This is a genomic window from Shinella zoogloeoides (genome assembly GCF_020883495.1).
In the GTDB taxonomy this organism is placed as follows: Bacteria; Pseudomonadota; Alphaproteobacteria; order Rhizobiales; family Rhizobiaceae; genus Shinella; species Shinella zoogloeoides.
On record NZ_CP086610.1, the window covers coordinates 379,559 to 398,149 of the forward strand.

Sequence of the window (18,591 nt, forward strand, 5' to 3'; positions counted from 1 at the left end):
CGCAAGATTGGCTCCGTAGGTTCGCCGTGAACAAGGATGGAGCTTGTCATGCAACCGATACAACTGTTTGAACTGGCATCGAAGCAGGCCGAATGGCTCTCAGTCCGCCAGAGTGTGGTTGCAGGCAACATCGCCAACGCCAACACCCCGGCGTTCAAGGCGAAGGACGTCACTCCCTTCCAGTCCGTGCTCGAGACGACGGGCATGCGCATGGCGGCGACGCAGCCGGGCCATTTCACCGAAACCGAAATGGCAAGCCGCGTCATCGAGACCCGTCCCACCGAGGAGATCGGCGTGCAGGAGTCCGGCAACACGGTCGGCCTTGCCGAGGAACTCATGAAGGAGGGGCAGGTCAAGCGTGATTTCGAGTTGAATGCCGGCCTCGTCAAGGCCTTTCATCGCATGATGCTGATGACAGTCAGAAGGTAAGAAATGGATCCGCTCGTAGCTTCAATGAAAGTCGCGGCCTCGGGACTTGAGGCGCAATCCACCCGCATTCGCATCGTTTCGGAAAACCTGGCGAACGCCCGCTCGACCGGCGACACGCCCGGCGCGGACCCGTTCCGCCGCAAGACCGTGACCTTTGCCGCCGAACTCGACCGCGCGACCAACGCGGCGCTCGTCGAGGTCGAACGCCTCGGCGTGGACGAGGGCGATTTCTCGACCGAATACGACCCCGGCAACCCGGCGGCCGACGAGAAGGGCTTCGTCAAGATGCCGAATGTCAACGTGCTCGTCGAGATGGCCGACATGCGGGAAGCCAACCGCTCCTATGAAGCCAATCTGCAGAGCATCAAACAGTCGCGCGACCTGATCAGCGCGACCATCGACCTTCTGAGGGCATCGCAATGATCGACAGCATCAAGGGCGTAACCAGCCTTTTGTCCAATGACGCGCTCACCGGCGTCGAGGCGACCGCCTCCAAGGGCGTGACCGCCGCCGCCGCGCAGGGCACCGGAACCCAGATGTCCTTCGCCCAGGTGCTGGGCGACATGGCGAGCGACATGGCCGGCGCGCTGAAGCTCAGCGAGACCAAGTCCTTCGAAGCCATCCAGGGCAAGGCGGGAACCCGCGAAGTGGTCGACGCCGTCATGAATGCCGAGCAGTCGCTGCAGACCGCCATCGCCATCCGCGACAAGGTCGTCACCGCCTATCTCGAAGTAGCCAGAATGCAGATCTGAGGACCGGACATGAAAGCCCTTGCCATTGCCGCCACCGGCATGAACGCGCAGCAGACGAACCTCGAAGTCATCGCGAACAACATCGCGAACATCAACACGACGGGCTTCAAGCGCGCCCGAGCCGAGTTCTCGGACCTGCTCTACCAGACCGAGCGCGCAGCCGGCGTGCCGAACCGCGCCAACCAGGCGGTCGTGCCGGAAGGCGCCATCATCGGTCTCGGCGTGAAGACGGCGGCCGTGCGCAACCTGCATCTCCAGGGCGGCCTCGTTTCCACCGGCAACTCCTTCGACCTCGCACTGATCGGCCGTGGCTGGTTCCAGATCGAGGCCTCGGACGGCTCGACGCTCTACACCCGCGCCGGCGCCTTCAACACCAATGCCGATGGCCAGCTCGTGACGCTCGACGGCTATACGGTCGTGCCGGGCATCACCGTGCCGCAGGACGCGACGGAGGTCACCGTCACGCGGTCCGGCCAGGTCTTCGCCACCGTGGCGGGCCAGCAGCAGGATCTCGGCCAGATCACGCTGGCGAACTTCGTCAACGAGGCCGGCCTCGAGCCGCTCGGCGAGAACCTCTACCGCGAGACCGCCGCCTCCGGCCCGGCCAATGTCGGCGCACCGGACGAGGCGGGCTTCGCCTATATCCAGCAGAACTATCTCGAAGCCTCCAACGTCGATCCGGTCAAGGAAATCACCGACCTGATCTCCGCCCAGCGCGCCTACGAGATGAATTCCAAGATCATCCAGGCGGCGGACGAGATGGCCGCGGTCGTCAGCAAGAACCTGAGATAGCAACCGGACACGCGGGGAACATGATGTTTCGCCTGATAGCAGCTCTTCGTACCGCAAAGACCCTCGGCGCATGGCGGCGCACGGCACTTGCCGTGCCGGCCGTGCTGGCGGGTCTTGTCGTGGCCGATGCGGCCCTTGCCGACGCGCGCACCGCCGTCGTGCCGAAGCGCACCATCTATCCCGGCGAGGAGATCGATGCCGGTCAGGTCGAGGAAGTCGAGGTCACCAACCCGAACATCGTGAAGGGCTTTGCCGAGACCATCGCCGATGTCAACGGCATGGTGAGCAAGCGCACGCTGCTTCCCGGCCGCGTCATCCTCGTCTCGGCCCTGCGCGAACCCTTCGCCGTTTCCCGCGGCACCACCGTCCAGCTCGTCTTCGACAGCGGCACGCTGGTGCTCCGGGCGGCCGGAACGTCCCTTGAGGATGCCGCGGTCGGCGCTCTCATCAAGGTCCGCAACAAGGATTCCGGCGTGATCGTCGCCGGCACGGTCATGGCGGACGGAACCGTACACGTGGTGGCGAAATGATGCAGTCCCTTCTCGGTCGCGCGCTTGCCGTTGTCGCCTGCCTGATGCTCGCGGCAGGCCCGGCACTGCCGGCCGCCCGCATCAAGGACGTGGCCTCGGTGCAGTCCGGCCGCGAGAACCAGCTCATCGGCTACGGCCTCGTCGTCGGCCTCCAGGGCACCGGCGACAGCATGCGCGCCGCGCCCTTCACCGAGCAGTCCATGCGCGCGATGCTGCAGAACCTCGGTATCTCGATGGTCGGCAACCAGACGCGCGCCAAGAACATCGCGGCCGTGCTCGTCACCGCGAACCTGCCGCCCTTCGCCAGCCCCGGCAGCCGCATCGACGTGACGGTCGGCTCGCTGGGCGACGCCTCGTCGCTGCGCGGCGGCACATTGGTCATGACCTCGCTTTCCGGCGCCGACGGCCAGATTTACGCTGTCGCGCAAGGCTCCGTCGTCGTTACCGGCATCAATGCCAGCGGCGATGCGGCGAGCGTGCAGCAGGGCGTGACGACCGCCGGCCGCGTGCCGAACGGCGCGATCATCGAGCGCGAGCTGCCCTCGCGCTTCAAGGACGCCTCCGATCTCGTGCTGCAGCTTCGCAACCCCGACTTCTCGACGTCCGTCGGCATGGCGGATGCGATCAACCGTTATGCGGCCGCGCAATATGGCGGGCCGATCGCCGAATCGCGCGATTCCCAGGCCGTGCATGTCGCCAAGCCCCGCATGGCGGATCTCACCCGCCTGATGGCCGATATCGAGAACCTCGTCATCGAGACCGATGCGCCGGCGCGCGTGGTGATCAACGAGCGCACGGGCACCATCGTCATCGGCCAGGACGTGCGCATTTCGCCCGTCGCCGTCAGCTACGGCACGCTGACCGTGCAGGTCACCGAAATGCCCACGGTGGTCCAGCCCGAACCCTTCTCCCGCGGCGTCACGGCCGAGGAGCCGCGCACGGATATCCTCGTCCAGCAGGAGGGCGGCAACGTCGCGATGCTCGACGGCTCCAGCCTGCGCTCGCTCGTCTCGGGCCTGAACAGCATCGGCGTGAAGCCGGATGGCATCATCTCCATCCTGCAAAGCATCAAGACAGCCGGAGCCCTCCAGGCGGAACTGGTATTGCAATGACGAACACGACCCTTTCCCTTCTCGCAAGAAGGCTCGCCCTTCCTCTCGCCGGCCTCGTGATGATGGCCATTCCCGGCGCCTTCGCCGAGGAGCGCCCCGTCATCATGACGACCAAGGCGAGTGCCGACGAGATCCGCGAATTCTGCACCAACATTGCGGATGCCGCGCGCGACCAGCGCTATCTTCTCCAGAAGCAGGAGCTTGAGAAGCTGCAGAAGGACGTCGACGAACGCATCAAGACGCTGGAGATGCGGCGCGCGGAATACCAGGACTGGCTGAAGCGCCGCAACGACTTCCTGAAGTCCACGGAAAAGGACCTGGTGGACATCTACCGCAAGATGAAGCCGGACGCCGCCGCCGCGCAGCTCGCCGAACTGGACCCGGAGATCGCCTCGGCCATCGTCATGAAGCTGCCGCCGCGCCAGTCGAGCACCATTCTCGGCGAGATGCCGGCCGACAAGGCCGCCGCGCTCACCCGCATCCTCGTTTCGGCGACAGACCCGAATACCTCAAAGGACCCGTCATGAAAAAGATCGCCTCCGCACTCGCCGTCGCGCTGGCCCTGTCGGGCTGCCAGAGCCAGGCGGTCAAGGAAATCGGCCGGGCACCGGCGATGAGCCCCATCGGCAGCGGCCTCAGCTATGCCGAGACGCCGCAGATGGCCATGTATCCCAAGCAGCCGCGCAATTCTGTCGCCGGCTATTCGCTGTGGAGCGACCAGCAATCGGCGCTTTTCAAGGATTCGCGCGCCTTCAAGATGGGCGACATCCTGACCGTCAACATCCGCGTCAACGACAAGGCGAGCTTCGACAACAAGACGGACCGCTCGCGCACCAACAAGAGCGGCATGAATTTCGGCTTCGGCGGAAAATCCGCCAGCAGCAGCGTCGATGCCGAGGGCGATCTTTCCTTCGGCTCGTCGACCAGCACCAAGGGCGACGGCTCCACGGAGCGCGCGGAGAAGCTGAACCTGCTCGTGGCGGCGGTTGTCACCGGCGTCGTGGAGAACGGCAACCTTCTGATCAGCGGTTCGCAGGAAGTGCGCGTGAACCACGAGCTTCGCATCCTCAACGTCGCCGGCATCGTGCGGCCGCAGGATGTCGACGCCTATAACCAGATTTCCTACGAGAAGATCGCGGAAGCCCGCATCTCCTACGGCGGCCGCGGCCGCCTGACGGAAGTGCAGCAGCCGCCGTGGGGCCAGCAGGCCATCGACCTGTTCTCGCCGATCTGACGATCCCATTCTCCTAACCCGGAAACACGAACATGGCGGACGAAGAACAGGGCGTCGAGACCAGGAAGAAGCCCTCGCTGGTCATCACCATCGCGGTCGTCGCCGTGCTGACGCTGCTGGCCGGCGGCGGCGGCTGGTTCGTGGGCAACATGCTCGCCCCGCCGCCGGCCGAAGAGCCGGCGCAAGAGGTGGCGAAGGCCGAGCCTCCCGCCGAGGGCGGCCATGGCGGCGGCGAGAAGGCGGAGGCGGGGGAAATCCCGCATATCTCCACCGAGGCGAACGGCATCGTGCTGCTCGACCCGATCACCAGCAACCTCGCCTATCCGTCCGACAACCGCGTGCGGCTCGAAGTGGCGCTGATGTTCAAGGGCGCGCCGGACGCGGTTCTGGCGGAGGAGATTCACCAGGATATCATGGCCTATATGCGCACGGTCTCGCTCCAGCAGGTGCAGGGACCGCGCGGCTTCCAATATCTGCGGGAAGACCTGGAGGAGCGGGTTGACCTCAGGTCCGAAGGGCGCGTAACCAACGTCATGTTCCGCACCTTCGTGATCGAATGATTCGAGCCCTTCTGACCTTTCTCGCCATGATGGCGATGACCGGCATGGCCTACGCCCAGCAGCAGTTGCAACTGCCGGGCGGCCTCCTGAACGCGCCCGTCGACGGCTCCGCGGCGGCCTGGATCATCCGCACCTTCGGGCTTCTGACGATCCTTTCGGTTGCGCCCGGCATCCTGATCATGGTGACGAGCTTTCCGCGCTTCGTCATCGCCTTCTCGATCCTGCGCTCGGGCATGGGCCTTGCCACCACGCCGTCGAACATGATCCTCGTCTCGCTGGCGCTGTTCATGACCTTCTACGTCATGGCGCCGACCTTCGACCGCGCCTGGCAGAACGGCGTGGAGCCGCTGATGGCCAACCAGATCGACGAGACGGAGGCCGCCAAGCGCATCGCCGAGCCGTTCCGCGAATTCATGGTCGCCAACACGCGCGACAAGGATATCGAGCTGTTCATCTCGCTGGCGGAAGAGCGCGGCCAGACCATGGTGAAGGACAATGTGGCGGACCTGCGCGTCGTCATCCCCGCCTTCATGATCTCGGAAATCCGCCGCGGCTTCGAGATCGGCTTCCTCGTCGTGCTGCCCTTCCTCGTCATCGACATGATCGTCGCCACCATCACCATGGCCATGGGCATGATGATGCTGCCGCCCACCTCGATCTCGCTGCCCTTCAAGATCCTGTTCTTCGTGCTCATCGACGGCTGGAACCTGCTCGTCGGCAGCCTCGTGCGGTCCTTCAGCTAGGCCGCTCCCGTCGGCTTTTACCGGCGGTTAACCATAAATCTTAGTGCGTTGAAGTCGAATCGCCGATTTAATCAGTTGGCAAGGAATGGCTGCGAATTTCACCGTGACACGACGGGTTTGGTATCCCTCCGACCGCGAGAGGAACCGAGTTGGCATGAGGCCGAACCGCCGTAACCGGTAAAGTTTTTTGAGTCCGGTATGTCCCCACCAGTACTTCGTTCAAAGGGACAACGACAATGACGAGCATCCTCACCAACGCAGCAGCAATGTCTGCTCTCCAGACGCTGCGCTCCATCAACAACAACATGGACGAAACCCAGGCGCACGTCTCGACGGGCCTGCGCGTCGGCAGCGCGTCCGACAACGCCGCCTACTGGTCGATCGCAACGACCATGCGTTCCGACAACATGGCGCTTTCCGCCGTTCAGGACGCCCTCGGCCTCGGTGCGGCGAAGGTCGATACCGCCTATGCCGGTATGAATTCCTCGATCGACGTGGTCAAGGAAATCAAGAAGAAGCTGGTGACGGCAACGGAAGACGGCGTCGACAAGACCAAGATCAACGAAGAAATCAAGCAGCTCCAGGGCCAGCTCAAGAGCATCTCCGAAGCTGCTTCGTTCTCGGGTGAGAACTGGCTGGAAACCGACATCGCCAGCGGCGGCCCGGCCAACAAGGCAACGGTCGTTGCCTCCTTCGTCCGTAACGACCTCGGTGCGGTCTCGGTCAAGAAAGTCGATTACACGCTCGACGCAAATTCGGTGCTGTTCGACAAGTCCGGTGCCGATGCGGGTATCCTGGACCAGATGAACAGCCTTGGCTCCGATAGCATCGTCGTCAACGTCAATACGGGCGGCACGGTCGCTGCCGTCAACGTGAAGAAGTTCACGACGGCTGAAGTCAGCACTGCCGTCACCGGTGCAACCGGCGGCTTCGATGCAGGCGGCAACATCGCCTGGACGGTGGCTAGTGATGGCGCCGGTGCCGGTCGGGGCTTCGTCAAGATCGCTGATGACACCTGGGTTGCTGCAGAAGAGCAGGACAAGGGAGCCAACGACGGTCAGGAAACGTTTGCGACGGACGCCGGCACGAACCTCTGGAAGATCGATGTCACCAGCCCGTCTACTACTCCGACGGCGTCCGTATCGGGCTTCTCGATCAGCAACTCCACCACCGGCACGGAGTTGGACGCACTGATCCAGAACGTCGACAACGCGCTCAAGAGCATGACCAGCGCCGCTTCGGCTCTCGGTTCGATTTCTTCCCGTATCGGCCTGCAGGAAGAATTCGTTTCCCAGCTCAGCTCGGCCATCGACAAGGGCGTTGGCCGCCTGGTCGATGCAGACATGAACGAGGAATCGACCCGCCTGAAGGCCCTGCAGACCCAGCAGCAGCTCGCCATCCAGTCGCTGTCGATCGCCAACAACGCATCGCAGAACGTTCTGTCGCTGTTCCGTTAATCGAGACAGCAGGACCGGTGGGGATTTTCTCCACTTCTCTATGGAGGCCGCGCTTCGCAAGAAGCGCGGCTTTTGCGTTTTAAACCTCGCCTCATCTGCGGTCATCATCCTCGAACCCGCCCGGGATATGTCAACTCATTGAAAAACTGCAACGTTTGCGGATGCTCGGGACAGACCCGAGCATGACGAGGGAGAAATTTTTGCCTTGCGTCGGCGGTTATGGTTACCGCACGGTGTATTTTCTCGCTCACTTAGCAGTTCGTTAACCATGAGCGCGTTACCTAGGACCATCGAAGCGACAAGCCGACCGCGAGAACGACTGGTCTGGCAAGCATGATGCTGGTTGGCGCTCCCGGTGGAACCCGGAATGTCCCTTCTCCTGAAGCCAATCAAGGGGCACCATTCAATGACGAGCATTCTTACCAATGTTGCGGCCATGTCCGCTCTCCAGACGCTGCGGTCGATCAGTTCCGATATGGAAGACACGCAAGCGCGTGTTTCCTCCGGCCTGCGCGTCGGCGGCGCGTCCGACAACGCCGCCTATTGGTCGATCGCGACGACCATGCGCTCCGACAACATGGCGCTTTCCGCCGTTCAGGACGCCCTCGGCCTCGGCGCCGCGAAGGTCGATACGGCCTATGCCGGTATGAACTCTTCGATCGAAGTCGTGAAGGAAATCAAGAAGAAGCTGGTTGCCGCTACGGAAGACGGCGTCGACAAGACCAAGATTCAGGAAGAAATCTCCCAGCTTCAGGACCAGCTCAAGAGCATTTCCGAAGCCGCTTCCTTCTCCGGGGAGAACTGGCTTGAAGCCAATGTTGGCGACAAGACGAGCGTTGTTGCCTCTTTTGTCCGTGATAGCAGCGGTTCCGTCTCGGTCAAGAAGGTTGCCTACGACCTCACCATTGACAATGTTCTGTTCGACAAGGGCGGTGATACCGGTATCCTCGACCAGACGCAGAACATCCTCGGCGATGGCGTTGCGGTCAACGTCAACAAGAACGGCACGACTGCAACCTATAACGTTCCGAAGTTCACTTCGGCCGAGGTTAGCGATGCCGTGACGCTTGCAAGCGGAAGCTTCGATGCCGGCGGCAAGATCGCCTGGACGGTGGCTGGCGACGGTGCCGGTGCCGGTGTCGGCTATGTCAAGGTTGCCGATGACGTCTGGGTGGCCGCTGTGGAACAGGATCTGGCCGCGAACAACGGTCAGGAAGCCTACGCCAAGGATGGCACCAACTTCCTCTGGCAGATTGATACGATACCCGTTGCAGCCTCTTCGCTCGAATCCGTTTCGGAGTTCAAGATCGACGGCACGACCACTGGCGCACAACTTGACGGCCTGATCACGCTGGTTGACGAAGCCCTCGGCAAGATGACCTCCGCCGCCGCCGACCTCGGCTCCATGGCGATGCGCATCGGCCTGCAGGAAGACTTCGTCTCCAAGCTGACCGACTCCATCGACTCGGGCGTTGGCCGTCTCGTGGACGCCGATATGAACGAGGAATCGACCCGCCTGAAGGCCCTGCAGACCCAGCAGCAGCTCGCCATCCAGTCGCTGTCGATCGCCAACTCGGCTTCGGAAAGCATCCTCACGCTCTTCCGTTAATCGGAAAACGCAGGATACGGAAATCAGAAGGCCCCGGTTTACCGGGGCCTTTTCGCGTTTCAGAGCGGCGGGTTCAGGAAGGTCGGCATGGCCGCGTTTTCCGCCCGGCGGGCAAGGTAGAGCCTTGCCGTGTCGAGCGCTTCGCGGATCGTCACGTCCATGTCGAGATAGCGGTAGGTTCCAAGCCGGCCGACGAAGGTGACGCCCGCTTCCTGTTCGGCGCGCGCGACATAGTCGGCAAGCTGCGCCTTCTCCTCCACGAGGCGGATTGGGTAGTAGGGGATGTCGCCCGGCTCGCAGGCCCGCGAGAATTCCCGGTAGCAGACCGAACCCCGGTGCTCCTCCCAGGGGGAGAAATGCTTGTGCTCGGTGATGCGCGTATAGGGCACCGAAACGTCGCCGTAGTTCATCACCGCGCAGCCCTGGTAGTCGCCGTCATAGGTGAAGCGCTCGAAATCCAGCGTGCGATAGCCGAGGCGGCCGAGTTCGTAGTCGAAATAGCCGTCGAGCGGGCCGGAATAGAAGATGTGGGAATAGCCGTCCGCCGCTTCGCGCCGGAAATCGGTTGTGAGCCGCACCGTGATGTTCGGATGGTCGAGGATGCCGGCGATCATCTCGGTATAGCCGTTTGCCGGCATGCCCTGGTATTTGTGGAAGAAGTAGTTGTCCTCGTAGTTGAAGCGCACTGGCAGGCGCTTCAGGATCGAGGCGGGCAGGGCGGTCGGCGAGCAGCCCCACTGTTTCTGCGTATAGCCCTTGAAGAACGCCTCGTAGAGCCCCTTGCCGACGAAGCGCAGGGCCTGTTCCTCGAAGGTCTGCGGATCGGCGATGGACGTGTCCGCCTCGCTCTCGAGGAAGGTGCGGGCCTCGTCCGGGCGCAGGGTCTTGCCGAAGAACTGGTTGATCGTGTGCAGGTTGACCGGCAGCGAATAGACCTGCCCGCCGCTCGTCGTCTTCACGCGGTTCTTGTAGGGCATGAAGGTGGTGAAGCCGTTCACATAGTCCCAGACTTCCTGATCGTCCGTGTGGAAGATGTGCGGGCCGTAGACATGCACCATCACGCCCGTCGCCGCGTCGCGCTCCGTGTGGCAGTTGCCGGCGATATGTGCGCGCGAATCGACGATCTCGATCCGGTAACCCTTCTGCGCCAGCTCGCGGCCGATGACGGCGCCGGAAAGGCCGGCGCCGACGATGAGGATCGTTTCCTGCGTCATGGCGCATCGCCCTGCCAGAGACGGGCATCGGGCGAAAGCGGCGCAAAGGCGTCGAGGGCGGCAAGCTCCGCCCGGTAGCGCGCGCGATAGGCTTCCTCATCCTCGAATTCGATGCCCTGCGCGGCAAGCTCCGTGCCGACTTCGTAATAGATGTCGAGGTTGCGCAGGTCCGGCACGGGCGTTTCGCCGCGCTCGGCCTCGTTCTGCATTTGCCAGAACAGTTCTTCGAGGCGGAGGGCGAGGGCGGGCATGTCGCGCAGCGGCGCGGTCTCGCGCTGGCGCTCGATGGCGTCGCGCACCGCCCTGAGGCTCGCGGGATCGCGCGCGAAGGCGACGGCCTTGCGGACATATTCGTCCGGCCCGCTGCAAACCAGTTCGGGAACGCCGGCGGCCGTGACGATGCTGGCGCAGAAGCGCGAGGCGAAGCTCTTGCCGGCGACGGTGAGCACCGGCAGGCCCTGCGTGACGGCGTCGGCCGCGGTGGAATGCGCGCCATAGGGGAAGGTGTCGAGGAAGAGATCGGCAAGGCCGATGCGCGCGAGATGATCCGGGTTCATCGCCTTGCCGGCGAAGATCAGCCGTTCCGGCGCGATGCCGGCGTCGGACGCCATCTTGCGCAGCCGCTCGTTGGCGCTGTCGTCGCCGGCCAGCAGCCAGAGCACGCTGCCGGGCGTGGCGTGGAGAATGGCCAGCCACCGGGCAAAGCAGGGGGCGGTGATCTTCTGCATGCCGTTGAAGCTGGCGAAGACGAAGGCGTCTTCCGGCAGGCCGGCAGCCGCGCGGGTCGGGCGCGAGCTGACCGCGCGCTTGCGGTCCACCGGCTGGTTGCAGGCGATGCGCAGGACCTTTTCCGTATAATAAAGCTCGTTTTCCGGTGGCACGATCACGTCGTCGGCGATCATGTACTGGTGGTACGGGGTCGCCATGGTGCCGGGGTAGCCGCAGAAATTCACGATGACCGGCGCGGGCCGGTAGGCGAAGATCCTCGTACGGGCGTTCTTCGTATAGCCGTTGACGTCGATGAGCACGTCGATCTCGTCGTCGACGATCTGGCGGGCGGCCTCGAGATCGCCGAGACCCGCAATGTCGCGCCAATGGTCGACGGCCAGCTTGATGCGCGCCTGCGTCTGGTCGATCGGGGCGGGGTCGCCGCAGTAATAGGCGAAGACCTCGACATTGGCCTTGTCGTGCAGTTCCAGCACCTCGCTGAGCGCGAAGCCGACGGCGTGCTGGCGCAGGTCCGAGGAGACGTAGCCGATGCGCAGGCGCTGCCCGGTGCCGGTCTTCATCCGCACCGGCCGGCGCTCCAGCGCGGCAAGGTCGGCGGGGCGGCCGACGGTGCGGTGGCCGTAGCGATAGGCCTTCGCCAGATGGAACAGCGGGTCGTCCGCATAGCAGGCGATCGTCATGGAGGACATGGCGTCCATGAAGTTGCGCATCGTCAGGTGCATGGACGGCGCGGTGACGGGCCACTTGCACTGCCGCGCGCGCAGCGAGATCCAGTGCTGGGCGGCCTCGGGGCGGGAGGGCTGCAATTCCATCGCCTGCCAGAGCGCGGCCTCGGCTTCGTCGAGCTGGCCGGCGCCTTCCAGCACGCGGCCGATATGCTGCAGGCTGAGCAGGCGGTTGCTGAGCTTGTCGGGCGTCATCTCCGCCGTTGCGTCGACGAAGACGCGCCATTGCTGCACGGCCTCGCCGATCAGCCCGCAATCCTCGAGCGCCCGGCCGAGATTGATATGCGCCTGGCCAAAGAGCGGGTTCAGCCGTATCGCCGCGCGCAGCGCATGCATCGCGCCGGCGATATCGCCGGCGGAGGAGAGGGCCACGCCATAGTTGAAATAGGCCAGATGCAGCAGCGGGTTCGCGTCGTTGAAGGCGATCCAGGTCTTGTAGAGTTCCACGGCCGCCGCCTTCTGGCCGGCGCCGGCAAGGGTTTCCGCCGTCTGGAACAGGTCTGCGAGCGAAAGCTGCTGGGTGCGGGCGCGCAGGAGAAGCTGGAGAAGCGGCGCGTTCGGATCGGGAACGGTGGAAGGGCTGACGGTCATGACATCCTGCGGCAAGGGGCCTGCTGGCCGGGCTGTTGAACGGACTCTGGATGAGCTCGTCCGCCTTGCTATCGGAGTTGACTTGCGTCGGGCTGGTCGCCGGAAAGGGGGAAAGGCGGCGCGGTTTGGAAACCGCGCCGCCCTCTATCGTGCGTTAGACCGTCTTGTAGGCCTGGATGATGGCTTCGACCTGCGCCGTGTTCATCGCGGCGATCTGCTCGGCCTTCAGGGCCCGGACCTGGGCGGAGCTCAGGGCAAGGATGTCTTCCGTGGCAAGGCCGGCAATCGCCTTGGCGCTGATGGCGGCCAGTTCGTCGGTGGTGAAGCTCTTGATCTCGTCCGAGCTCAGAGCCTGCAGGACGGCGGCGGTGAGGCCGGCGATCTGCGTGCTGTTGAGCGCCTCGACCTGGGTCGAGGAGAGGGCCGCGACCTGGTTGGAGCTGAGACCGTTGAGCTGCTTGGCGTCGAGAGCCGCAACCTGCGTGGTGCTGAGCGATGCGACCTGGCCGGTCGTCAGGCCCGTAAGCTGCTTGGCCGAGAGGGCCGCGAGCTTGTCGGAGCTGAGCGAGTTGAGCTGGGTGCTGCTGAGAGCGCCGAGCTGTGCCGACGAGAGGGCTGCGACCTGCTTGGTATTCAGGGCCGCGAGCTTGTCGGTGGTCAGGCCTGCGAGGGCAGCGGTTTCAAGACCTGCGATCGCCTTGTCGGAGATGGCGGCCAGTTCACCGGTGGAGAACAGGGCCAGTTCCGCGGAGTCGATGGTCTTGAGGGCGGCAGCGCCGAGGCTGGCAATCTGCGAGGACGTCAGAGCCTCGACCTGATCGGTGCTGAGGGCGGCGGCCTGTGCCGTCGTCAGGGCGGCAACCTGCTTGGCGCCGAGCGAGGCGATCTGGCCGGTGCTGAGGCCTGCAATCTGACCGGTGGTCAGGCCTGCAAGCTGCTTGGCGGACAGCGCGCCGAGCTTGTCGGAGCTGAGCGAGTTGAGCTGTGCGCTGCTGAGGGCGCCGAGCTGCGCCGACGAAAGGGCTGCGACCTGCTTGGTGTTGAGCGCAGCGAGCTTGTCGGTGGTCAGGCTTGCGAGGGCAGCGGTTTCGAGACCTGCAATCGCCTTGTCGGAGATGGCGGCCAGTTCGTCGGTGGCGAACAGAGCCAGTTCCGCAGAGTCGATGGTCTTGAGGGCAGCGGCGCCGAGGCCGGCGATCTGCGATGAAGTGAGGGCCTCGACCTGCGCCGTGCTGAGGGCTGCGGCCTGTGCGGTGGTGAAGGCCGCAACCTGCTTTGCGCCGAGCGAAGCGATCTGGCCGGTGCTGAGGCCGGCGATCTGACCGATGGTCAGGCCTGCGATCTGCTTTGCGGACAGCGCGCCGAGCTTGTCGGAGCTGAGCGAGTTGATCTGAGCGCTGCTGAGAGCGCCGAGCTGAGCTGACGAGAGGGCTGCGACCTGCTTGGTGTTGAGGGCCGCGAGCTTGTCGGTGGTCAGGCTTGCCAGAGCAGCGGTTTCGAGACCTGCAATCGCCTTGTCGGAGATGGCGGCCAGTTCGCCGGTGGAGAACAGGGCCAGTTCCGCGGAGTCGATGGTCTTGAGGGCAGCCGCGCCGAGGCTGGCGATCTGCGAGGAAGTGAGGGCTTCGACCTGAGCGGTGCTGAGGGCGGCGGCCTGTGCCGTCGTCAGCGCAGCAACCTGCTTTGCGCCGAGCGAGGCGATCTGTCCGGTGCTGAGGCCGGCAATCTGGCCGGTGGTCAGGCCTGCAAGCTGCTTTGCGGACAGCGCGCCGAGCTTGTCGGAGCTGAGCGAGTTGAGCTGTGCGCTGCTGAGAGCGCCGAGCTGGGCCGAGGAGAGGGCGGCGACCTGCTTGGTATTCAGGGCGGCGAGCTTGTCGGTGGTCAGGCTGGCAAGGGCTGCGGTTTCGAGACCTGCGATGGCCTTGTCGGAGATGGCGGCCAGTTCGTCGGTGGAGAACAGGGCCAGTTCCGCAGAGTCGATGGTCTTGAGGGCAGCGGCGCCGAGGCCGGCGATCTGCGAGGAAGTGAGGGCCTCGACCTGCGCCGTGCTGAGGGCGGCGGCCTGTGCCGTCGTCAGGGCGGCAACCTGCTTGGCGCCGAGCGAAGCGATCTGTCCGGTGCTGAGGCCTGCGATCTGACTGGTGGTCAGGCCTGCGATCTGCTTGGCGGACAGCGCGCCGAGCTTGTCGGAGCTGAGCGAGTTGATCTGAGCGCTGCTGAGGGCGCCGAGCTGTGCCGACGAGAGGGCCGCGACCTGCTTGGTGTTCAGGGCGGCGAGCTTGTCGGTGGTCAGGCTGGCAAGGGCAGCGGTTTCAAGGCCGGCAATCGCCTTGTCGGAGATGGCGGCCAGTTCGCCGGTAGAGAACAGGGCCAGTTCCGCGGAGTCGATGGTCTTGAGGGCAGCAGCGCCGAGGCTGGCGATCTGCGAGGACGTCAGAGCCTCGACCTGAGCGGTGCTCAGGGCGGCGGCCTGTGCCGTCGTCAGCGCAGCAACCTGCTTGGCGCCGAGCGAGGCGATCTGGCCGGTGCTGAGGCCGGCAATCTGGCCGGTGGTCAGGCCTGCAAGCTGCTTTGCGGACAGCGCGCCGAGCTTGTCGGAGCTGAGCGAGTTGAGCTGTGCGCTGCTGAGGGCGCCGAGCTGCGCCGACGAGAGGGCTGCGACCTGCTTGGTGTTGAGGGCGGCGAGCTTGTCGGTGGTCAGGCTGGCAAGGGCAGCGGTTTCGAGACCTGCGATGGCCTTGTCGGAGATGGCAGCCAGTTCGTCGGTGGAGAACAGGGCCAGTTCCGCAGAGTCGATGGTCTTCAGAGCGGCGGCGCTGAGAGCGGCGATCTGCGTGGAGGTCAGGGCCTCGACCTGAGCCGTGCTGAGAGCGGCGGCCTGCGCCGTCGTCAGGGCGGCGATCTGCTTTGCGCCGAGCGAGGCGACTTGTCCGGTGCTGAGACCAGCGACCTGACCGGTGCTGAGGCCTGCAAGCTGCTTGGCCGAAAGGGCGGCAAGCTTATCGGAGCTGAACGAGTTGAGCTGTGCGCTGCTGAGAGCGCCGAGCTGAGCCGACGAGAGGGCTGCGACCTGCTTGGTGTTGAGGGCGGCGAGCTTGTCGGTGGTCAGGCTTGCGAGGGCGGCGGTTTCGAGACCTGCGATGGCCTTGTCGGAGATGGCGGCCAGTTCGTCGGTGGAGAACAGGGCCAGTTCCGCGGAGTCGATGGTCTTGAGGGCAGCGGCGCCGAGGGCGGCGACCTGCGTGGAGGTGAGGGCAGCAACCTGGGCGGTGTTCAGGGCGGCGGCCTGCGCGGTGGTGAAGGCGGCGATCTGCTTGGCGCCGAGCGAAGCGACCTGACCCGTGCTGAGGTTGGCGATCTGGCCGGCGCTGACGCCCGCAAGCTGCTTGGCCGTGAGGGCCGCGATCTTGTCCGTGCCGAGCGACGTGATCTGGGCGCTGGTCAGCGCGTTGAGCTGGCCCGAGGAGAGGGCGGCGACCTGCTTGGTGGTCAGCGCGGCGAGCTTGTCGGTGGCCAGGCTTGCGACGGTGGCGGTGGTGAGGCCGGCGATGGCCTTGTCGGAGATGGCGGCCACCTCGTCCGTGGTGAACAGGGCGATTTCGGCCGAATCGAAGGTCGTGAAGACGTCATAGCCGAGGGAAGCGATCTGCGTCGCAGAGAGCGCGCTGACCTCGTCGGTCGTGAAGGTGGCGACCTGCGCGCTGGTGAGCGAAGCGGCCTGCTTGGCCGTCAGGCCGGCGATGTGGCCGGAATCGAGAGCGGCCATCTGAGCGGCGCTCAGGCCCTTCAGCGCCGTCGCGCTGATCGCGCTGATCTGGCCGGAGGTGAAGGAGACCAGGCTGGTCGAGGTGAAGGCGTTGAGCTGTGCGGACGAGAGTGCGGCGACCTTATCGGAGGTCAAGGCCGCGACGTCTTCGGTGTTAAGCGTCTGGATCGTCGCCGTGGCGAGATTCTTGATCTGGCTGGCGGTCAGATTGGAAATAATTGAAGTCATGGACGCGCGCCCTTGTTCTAGCGGATCTGGTCGACGTCGTCTTCGTGCCACCGACCGTGCGGGAAGAGTTGGCTCTTCTCCTCGGGTCCCCAAGCGCCTTGCGCTGGCCGTCGTACCGCTCGGTCGGGCGCCAATTGCGGGCGCTTACGCTCCGGACGTCCGGTTGGACGAAAACTATGTCAATTGAAACATGGCTCGAACGAGCCAGCGCATCGGAAGGGCATCATGCGCGGAAGCCGAAGCGGCTCCGATCCCTACGCCATTTGGTCACAAACGCCTTGCATCGGCTGTGCTGTGTCAGGGGGAGCCACCGGAGCGGACGAAATGCCCCATTACTCCCCTTTTCGACCAAGGCCAGTTCTAAACCGGCAGCTTTTAATTTTAGGTTAACAGGCCTCGCAAGGGTTGCAATCCCGGCCCGCCGTTTCGTCCGGCGAACCGGGGCGCGCCAAGGGGGGCGATCCGCGCGAAAATCCCCTCGATTATCAGTGGCGACGGCGGGATTGCCACCTGGGGGGAAGCATCGGTGAGGTAAGATCTGGCCATTGGAAATTTACGCTTTCTTCAATTTCCTTTACGCGCGCCGGCGATGTTAACCATTTGTTAACCATTTCCCGTTAACCAATTGTTAAGAACGATGGATCGGCGCCCAGGGCAAGCAGGCGGCGCCGAATGCATGACGCCCCCTGTCGTTACCGGTCCCGCCTCACTCCGGCATGTCCCCGACAATCTCCTTTTCAGGGCAAGTGCCAATGACCAGCATTTTGACCAACTCCGCCGCCATGGCGGCGCTGCAGACCTTGCGCAGCATCGACAACGGCCTCGAAACCACCCAGGCGCGCGTTTCCTCGGGCCTGCGCGTCGAGACCGCCTCCGACAACGCCGCCTACTGGTCGATCGCGACGACGATGCGCTCCGACAACCGCGCCCTTTCCACGGTGGCCGATGCGCTCGGCCTCGGCGCCGCGAAGGTCGACACCGCCTATGCCGCGATGGCAAGCGCGATCGAGACGGTGAAGGAGATCAAGGCCAAGCTCGTCGCTGCCTACGGCGTCGGCACGGACCGCGCCAAGATCCAGGAAGAGATCACGCAGCTCCAGAACCAGCTTCGCAGCATCTCCGAATCGGCCTCCTTCTCCGGCGAGAACTGGCTGCAGGGCGTCATCAGCAACGGCGCCACGCCGCCCGTCGAGCGGCCGATCACCAAGCAGGTCGTCGCCTCCTTCATCCGCACCTCTTCCGGCCAGGTCGCCGTCACGACGGTGGACTATCCGCTCGATTCCAAGACGGTTCTGTTCGACCAGAGCGGCGGCAAGTTCGGCGTCCTCGACAAGGAAGCCGGTTTCCTCTCGGAAAAGGAAGTGGCCGTCTCCATTGAGGAAACGGATGGCGGCGGGGATGTCGCGACGAAGAAATATGCCGTCGCCAGCTACACCAATGCGGACCTTGCCGTGAAGGGACCGACGACGGGGAGCGATCCGCGCGTCTACGAGGTCGCCGGCGAATTCTATCTGAAGATTGCCGACGATAGCTGGATCGAGGTCACGACGACCGATCCGAGCATCAACGGGGGCACCACGACCGCGGCCTATGACAACGGTACGCCCTATTATGCGGTCGCCGCTGCCGCGAACGACATGGAAACCCGCTCCCTCGGCTTCTCCGTCGCCACGCTCGACATCAACAAGCTGCTCGATCTCGCCACCACGATGGGCGGCATGACGGGCGAGAATTATGTCGAGGTCGACGTGCTCGACGTGATGACGCGCTTCGTCGACCAGCAGCTCCTCGCCATGACGAGCGCGGCCTCCTCGCTCGGTTCGATCCAGAGCCGCATCGGCCTGCAGGAGGATTTCGTCGCCACGCTCGTCGACGTGATCGACAAGGGTATCGGCCGTCTGGTCGATGCGGACATGAACGAGGAATCCACGCGGCTCAAGGCCCTGCAGACCCAGCAGCAGCTTGGCATCCAGTCCCTCTCGATCGCCAATTCGAGCGCCGAGAACATTCTCCAGCTCTTCCGCCAGTAAGAGCGGAAGGCATTTATCCGCCCGGCCGTGGTCATCGGCCGGGTGGGCGGTTGGGCCGCGCGATTGCCCTGGCGCGGCCCAACACCCTTC

General features: G+C 64.4%; 16 protein-coding genes. 13 read left to right on the top strand and 3 right to left on the bottom strand.

Features of this window, described 5'->3' with window-relative positions; translation table 11 throughout:
- Positions 1-48 precede the first annotated feature (48 nt).
- The 12 genes from flgB (at position 49) to K8M09_RS01955 (ending at position 9,218) form a co-directional block, all read left to right on the top strand.
- Positions 49-429 carry a flagellar basal body rod protein FlgB gene (gene flgB / locus K8M09_RS01900; protein WP_160786997.1) on the top strand — a complete coding sequence of 127 codons (381 nt, stop codon included), beginning with the start codon at positions 49-51 and terminating at the stop codon, positions 427-429.
- A gap of 3 nt (positions 430-432) precedes the next feature.
- Entirely contained in the window at positions 433-852 is a 420-nt protein-coding gene (flgC, locus tag K8M09_RS01905) for a flagellar basal body rod protein FlgC (RefSeq protein WP_160786998.1), read from the top strand.
- Positions 849-1,181 (top strand): flagellar hook-basal body complex protein FliE, encoded by a 333-nt coding sequence (locus tag K8M09_RS01910; RefSeq protein ID WP_160786999.1) that lies wholly within the window; start codon positions 849-851, stop codon positions 1,179-1,181. Before flgC ends, K8M09_RS01910 begins: the two co-directional genes overlap by 4 nt.
- Positions 1,182-1,190: 9 nt before the next feature.
- Positions 1,191-1,973 carry a flagellar basal-body rod protein FlgG gene (gene flgG / locus K8M09_RS01915; RefSeq protein ID WP_160787000.1) on the top strand — a complete coding sequence of 261 codons (783 nt, stop codon included), beginning with the start codon at positions 1,191-1,193 and terminating at the stop codon, positions 1,971-1,973.
- Between the two features lie 20 nt (positions 1,974-1,993).
- A complete protein-coding gene (flgA, locus tag K8M09_RS01920; RefSeq protein ID WP_160787001.1) occupies positions 1,994-2,503 on the top strand; it encodes a flagellar basal body P-ring formation chaperone FlgA in 510 nt (169 codons plus the stop codon).
- Positions 2,504-2,547: 44 nt separating this feature from the next.
- Complete coding sequence (locus K8M09_RS01925; protein WP_229342286.1) at positions 2,548-3,615, top strand: flagellar basal body P-ring protein FlgI; 1,068 nt, start codon at positions 2,548-2,550, stop codon at positions 3,613-3,615.
- Positions 3,612-4,142, top strand: coding sequence for a MotE family protein (locus K8M09_RS01930; protein ID WP_160787003.1), 531 nt, complete (start codon positions 3,612-3,614; stop codon positions 4,140-4,142). Before K8M09_RS01925 ends, K8M09_RS01930 begins: the two co-directional genes overlap by 4 nt.
- Entirely contained in the window at positions 4,139-4,849 is a 711-nt protein-coding gene (gene flgH, locus K8M09_RS01935) for a flagellar basal body L-ring protein FlgH (RefSeq protein ID WP_160787004.1), read from the top strand. The genes K8M09_RS01930 and flgH overlap by 4 nt, the downstream gene beginning before the upstream one ends.
- A 32-nt stretch (positions 4,850-4,881) precedes the next feature.
- Positions 4,882-5,409, top strand: coding sequence for a flagellar basal body-associated FliL family protein (locus K8M09_RS01940; RefSeq protein WP_160787005.1), 528 nt, complete (start codon positions 4,882-4,884; stop codon positions 5,407-5,409).
- Complete coding sequence (gene fliP, locus K8M09_RS01945) at positions 5,406-6,152, top strand: flagellar type III secretion system pore protein FliP (RefSeq protein WP_160787006.1); 747 nt, start codon at positions 5,406-5,408, stop codon at positions 6,150-6,152. Before K8M09_RS01940 ends, fliP begins: the two co-directional genes overlap by 4 nt.
- Before the next feature lie 236 nt (positions 6,153-6,388).
- Positions 6,389-7,609 carry a flagellin N-terminal helical domain-containing protein gene (locus K8M09_RS01950; protein ID WP_160787007.1) on the top strand — a complete coding sequence of 407 codons (1,221 nt, stop codon included), beginning with the start codon at positions 6,389-6,391 and terminating at the stop codon, positions 7,607-7,609.
- A gap of 406 nt (positions 7,610-8,015) precedes the next feature.
- A complete protein-coding gene (locus K8M09_RS01955) occupies positions 8,016-9,218 on the top strand; it encodes a flagellin N-terminal helical domain-containing protein (RefSeq protein ID WP_160787008.1) in 1,203 nt (400 codons plus the stop codon).
- Positions 9,219-9,277: 59 nt separating this feature from the next.
- Here K8M09_RS01955 and glf read toward each other — a convergent pair whose 3' ends face one another.
- The 3 genes from glf to K8M09_RS01970 all read right to left on the bottom strand — a co-directional run bounded on the left by glf (position 9,278) and on the right by K8M09_RS01970 (position 16,471).
- Positions 9,278-10,432: a UDP-galactopyranose mutase gene (gene glf, locus K8M09_RS01960; RefSeq protein WP_160787009.1), complete on the bottom strand. Its 1,155-nt coding sequence runs from the start codon at positions 10,430-10,432 to the stop codon at positions 9,278-9,280.
- Complete coding sequence (locus tag K8M09_RS01965) at positions 10,429-12,477, bottom strand: O-linked N-acetylglucosamine transferase, SPINDLY family protein (RefSeq protein ID WP_160787010.1); 2,049 nt, start codon at positions 12,475-12,477, stop codon at positions 10,429-10,431. The genes glf and K8M09_RS01965 overlap by 4 nt, the downstream gene beginning before the upstream one ends.
- Before the next feature lie 154 nt (positions 12,478-12,631).
- Positions 12,632-16,471: a beta strand repeat-containing protein gene (locus K8M09_RS01970; protein WP_160787011.1), complete on the bottom strand. Its 3,840-nt coding sequence runs from the start codon at positions 16,469-16,471 to the stop codon at positions 12,632-12,634.
- Between the two features lie 752 nt (positions 16,472-17,223).
- On the opposite strand from K8M09_RS01970, the gene K8M09_RS01975 reads away from it, so the two are divergent.
- Positions 17,224-18,501: a flagellin N-terminal helical domain-containing protein gene (locus K8M09_RS01975; protein WP_160787012.1), complete on the top strand. Its 1,278-nt coding sequence runs from the start codon at positions 17,224-17,226 to the stop codon at positions 18,499-18,501.
- Positions 18,502-18,591: the final 90 nt, after the last annotated feature.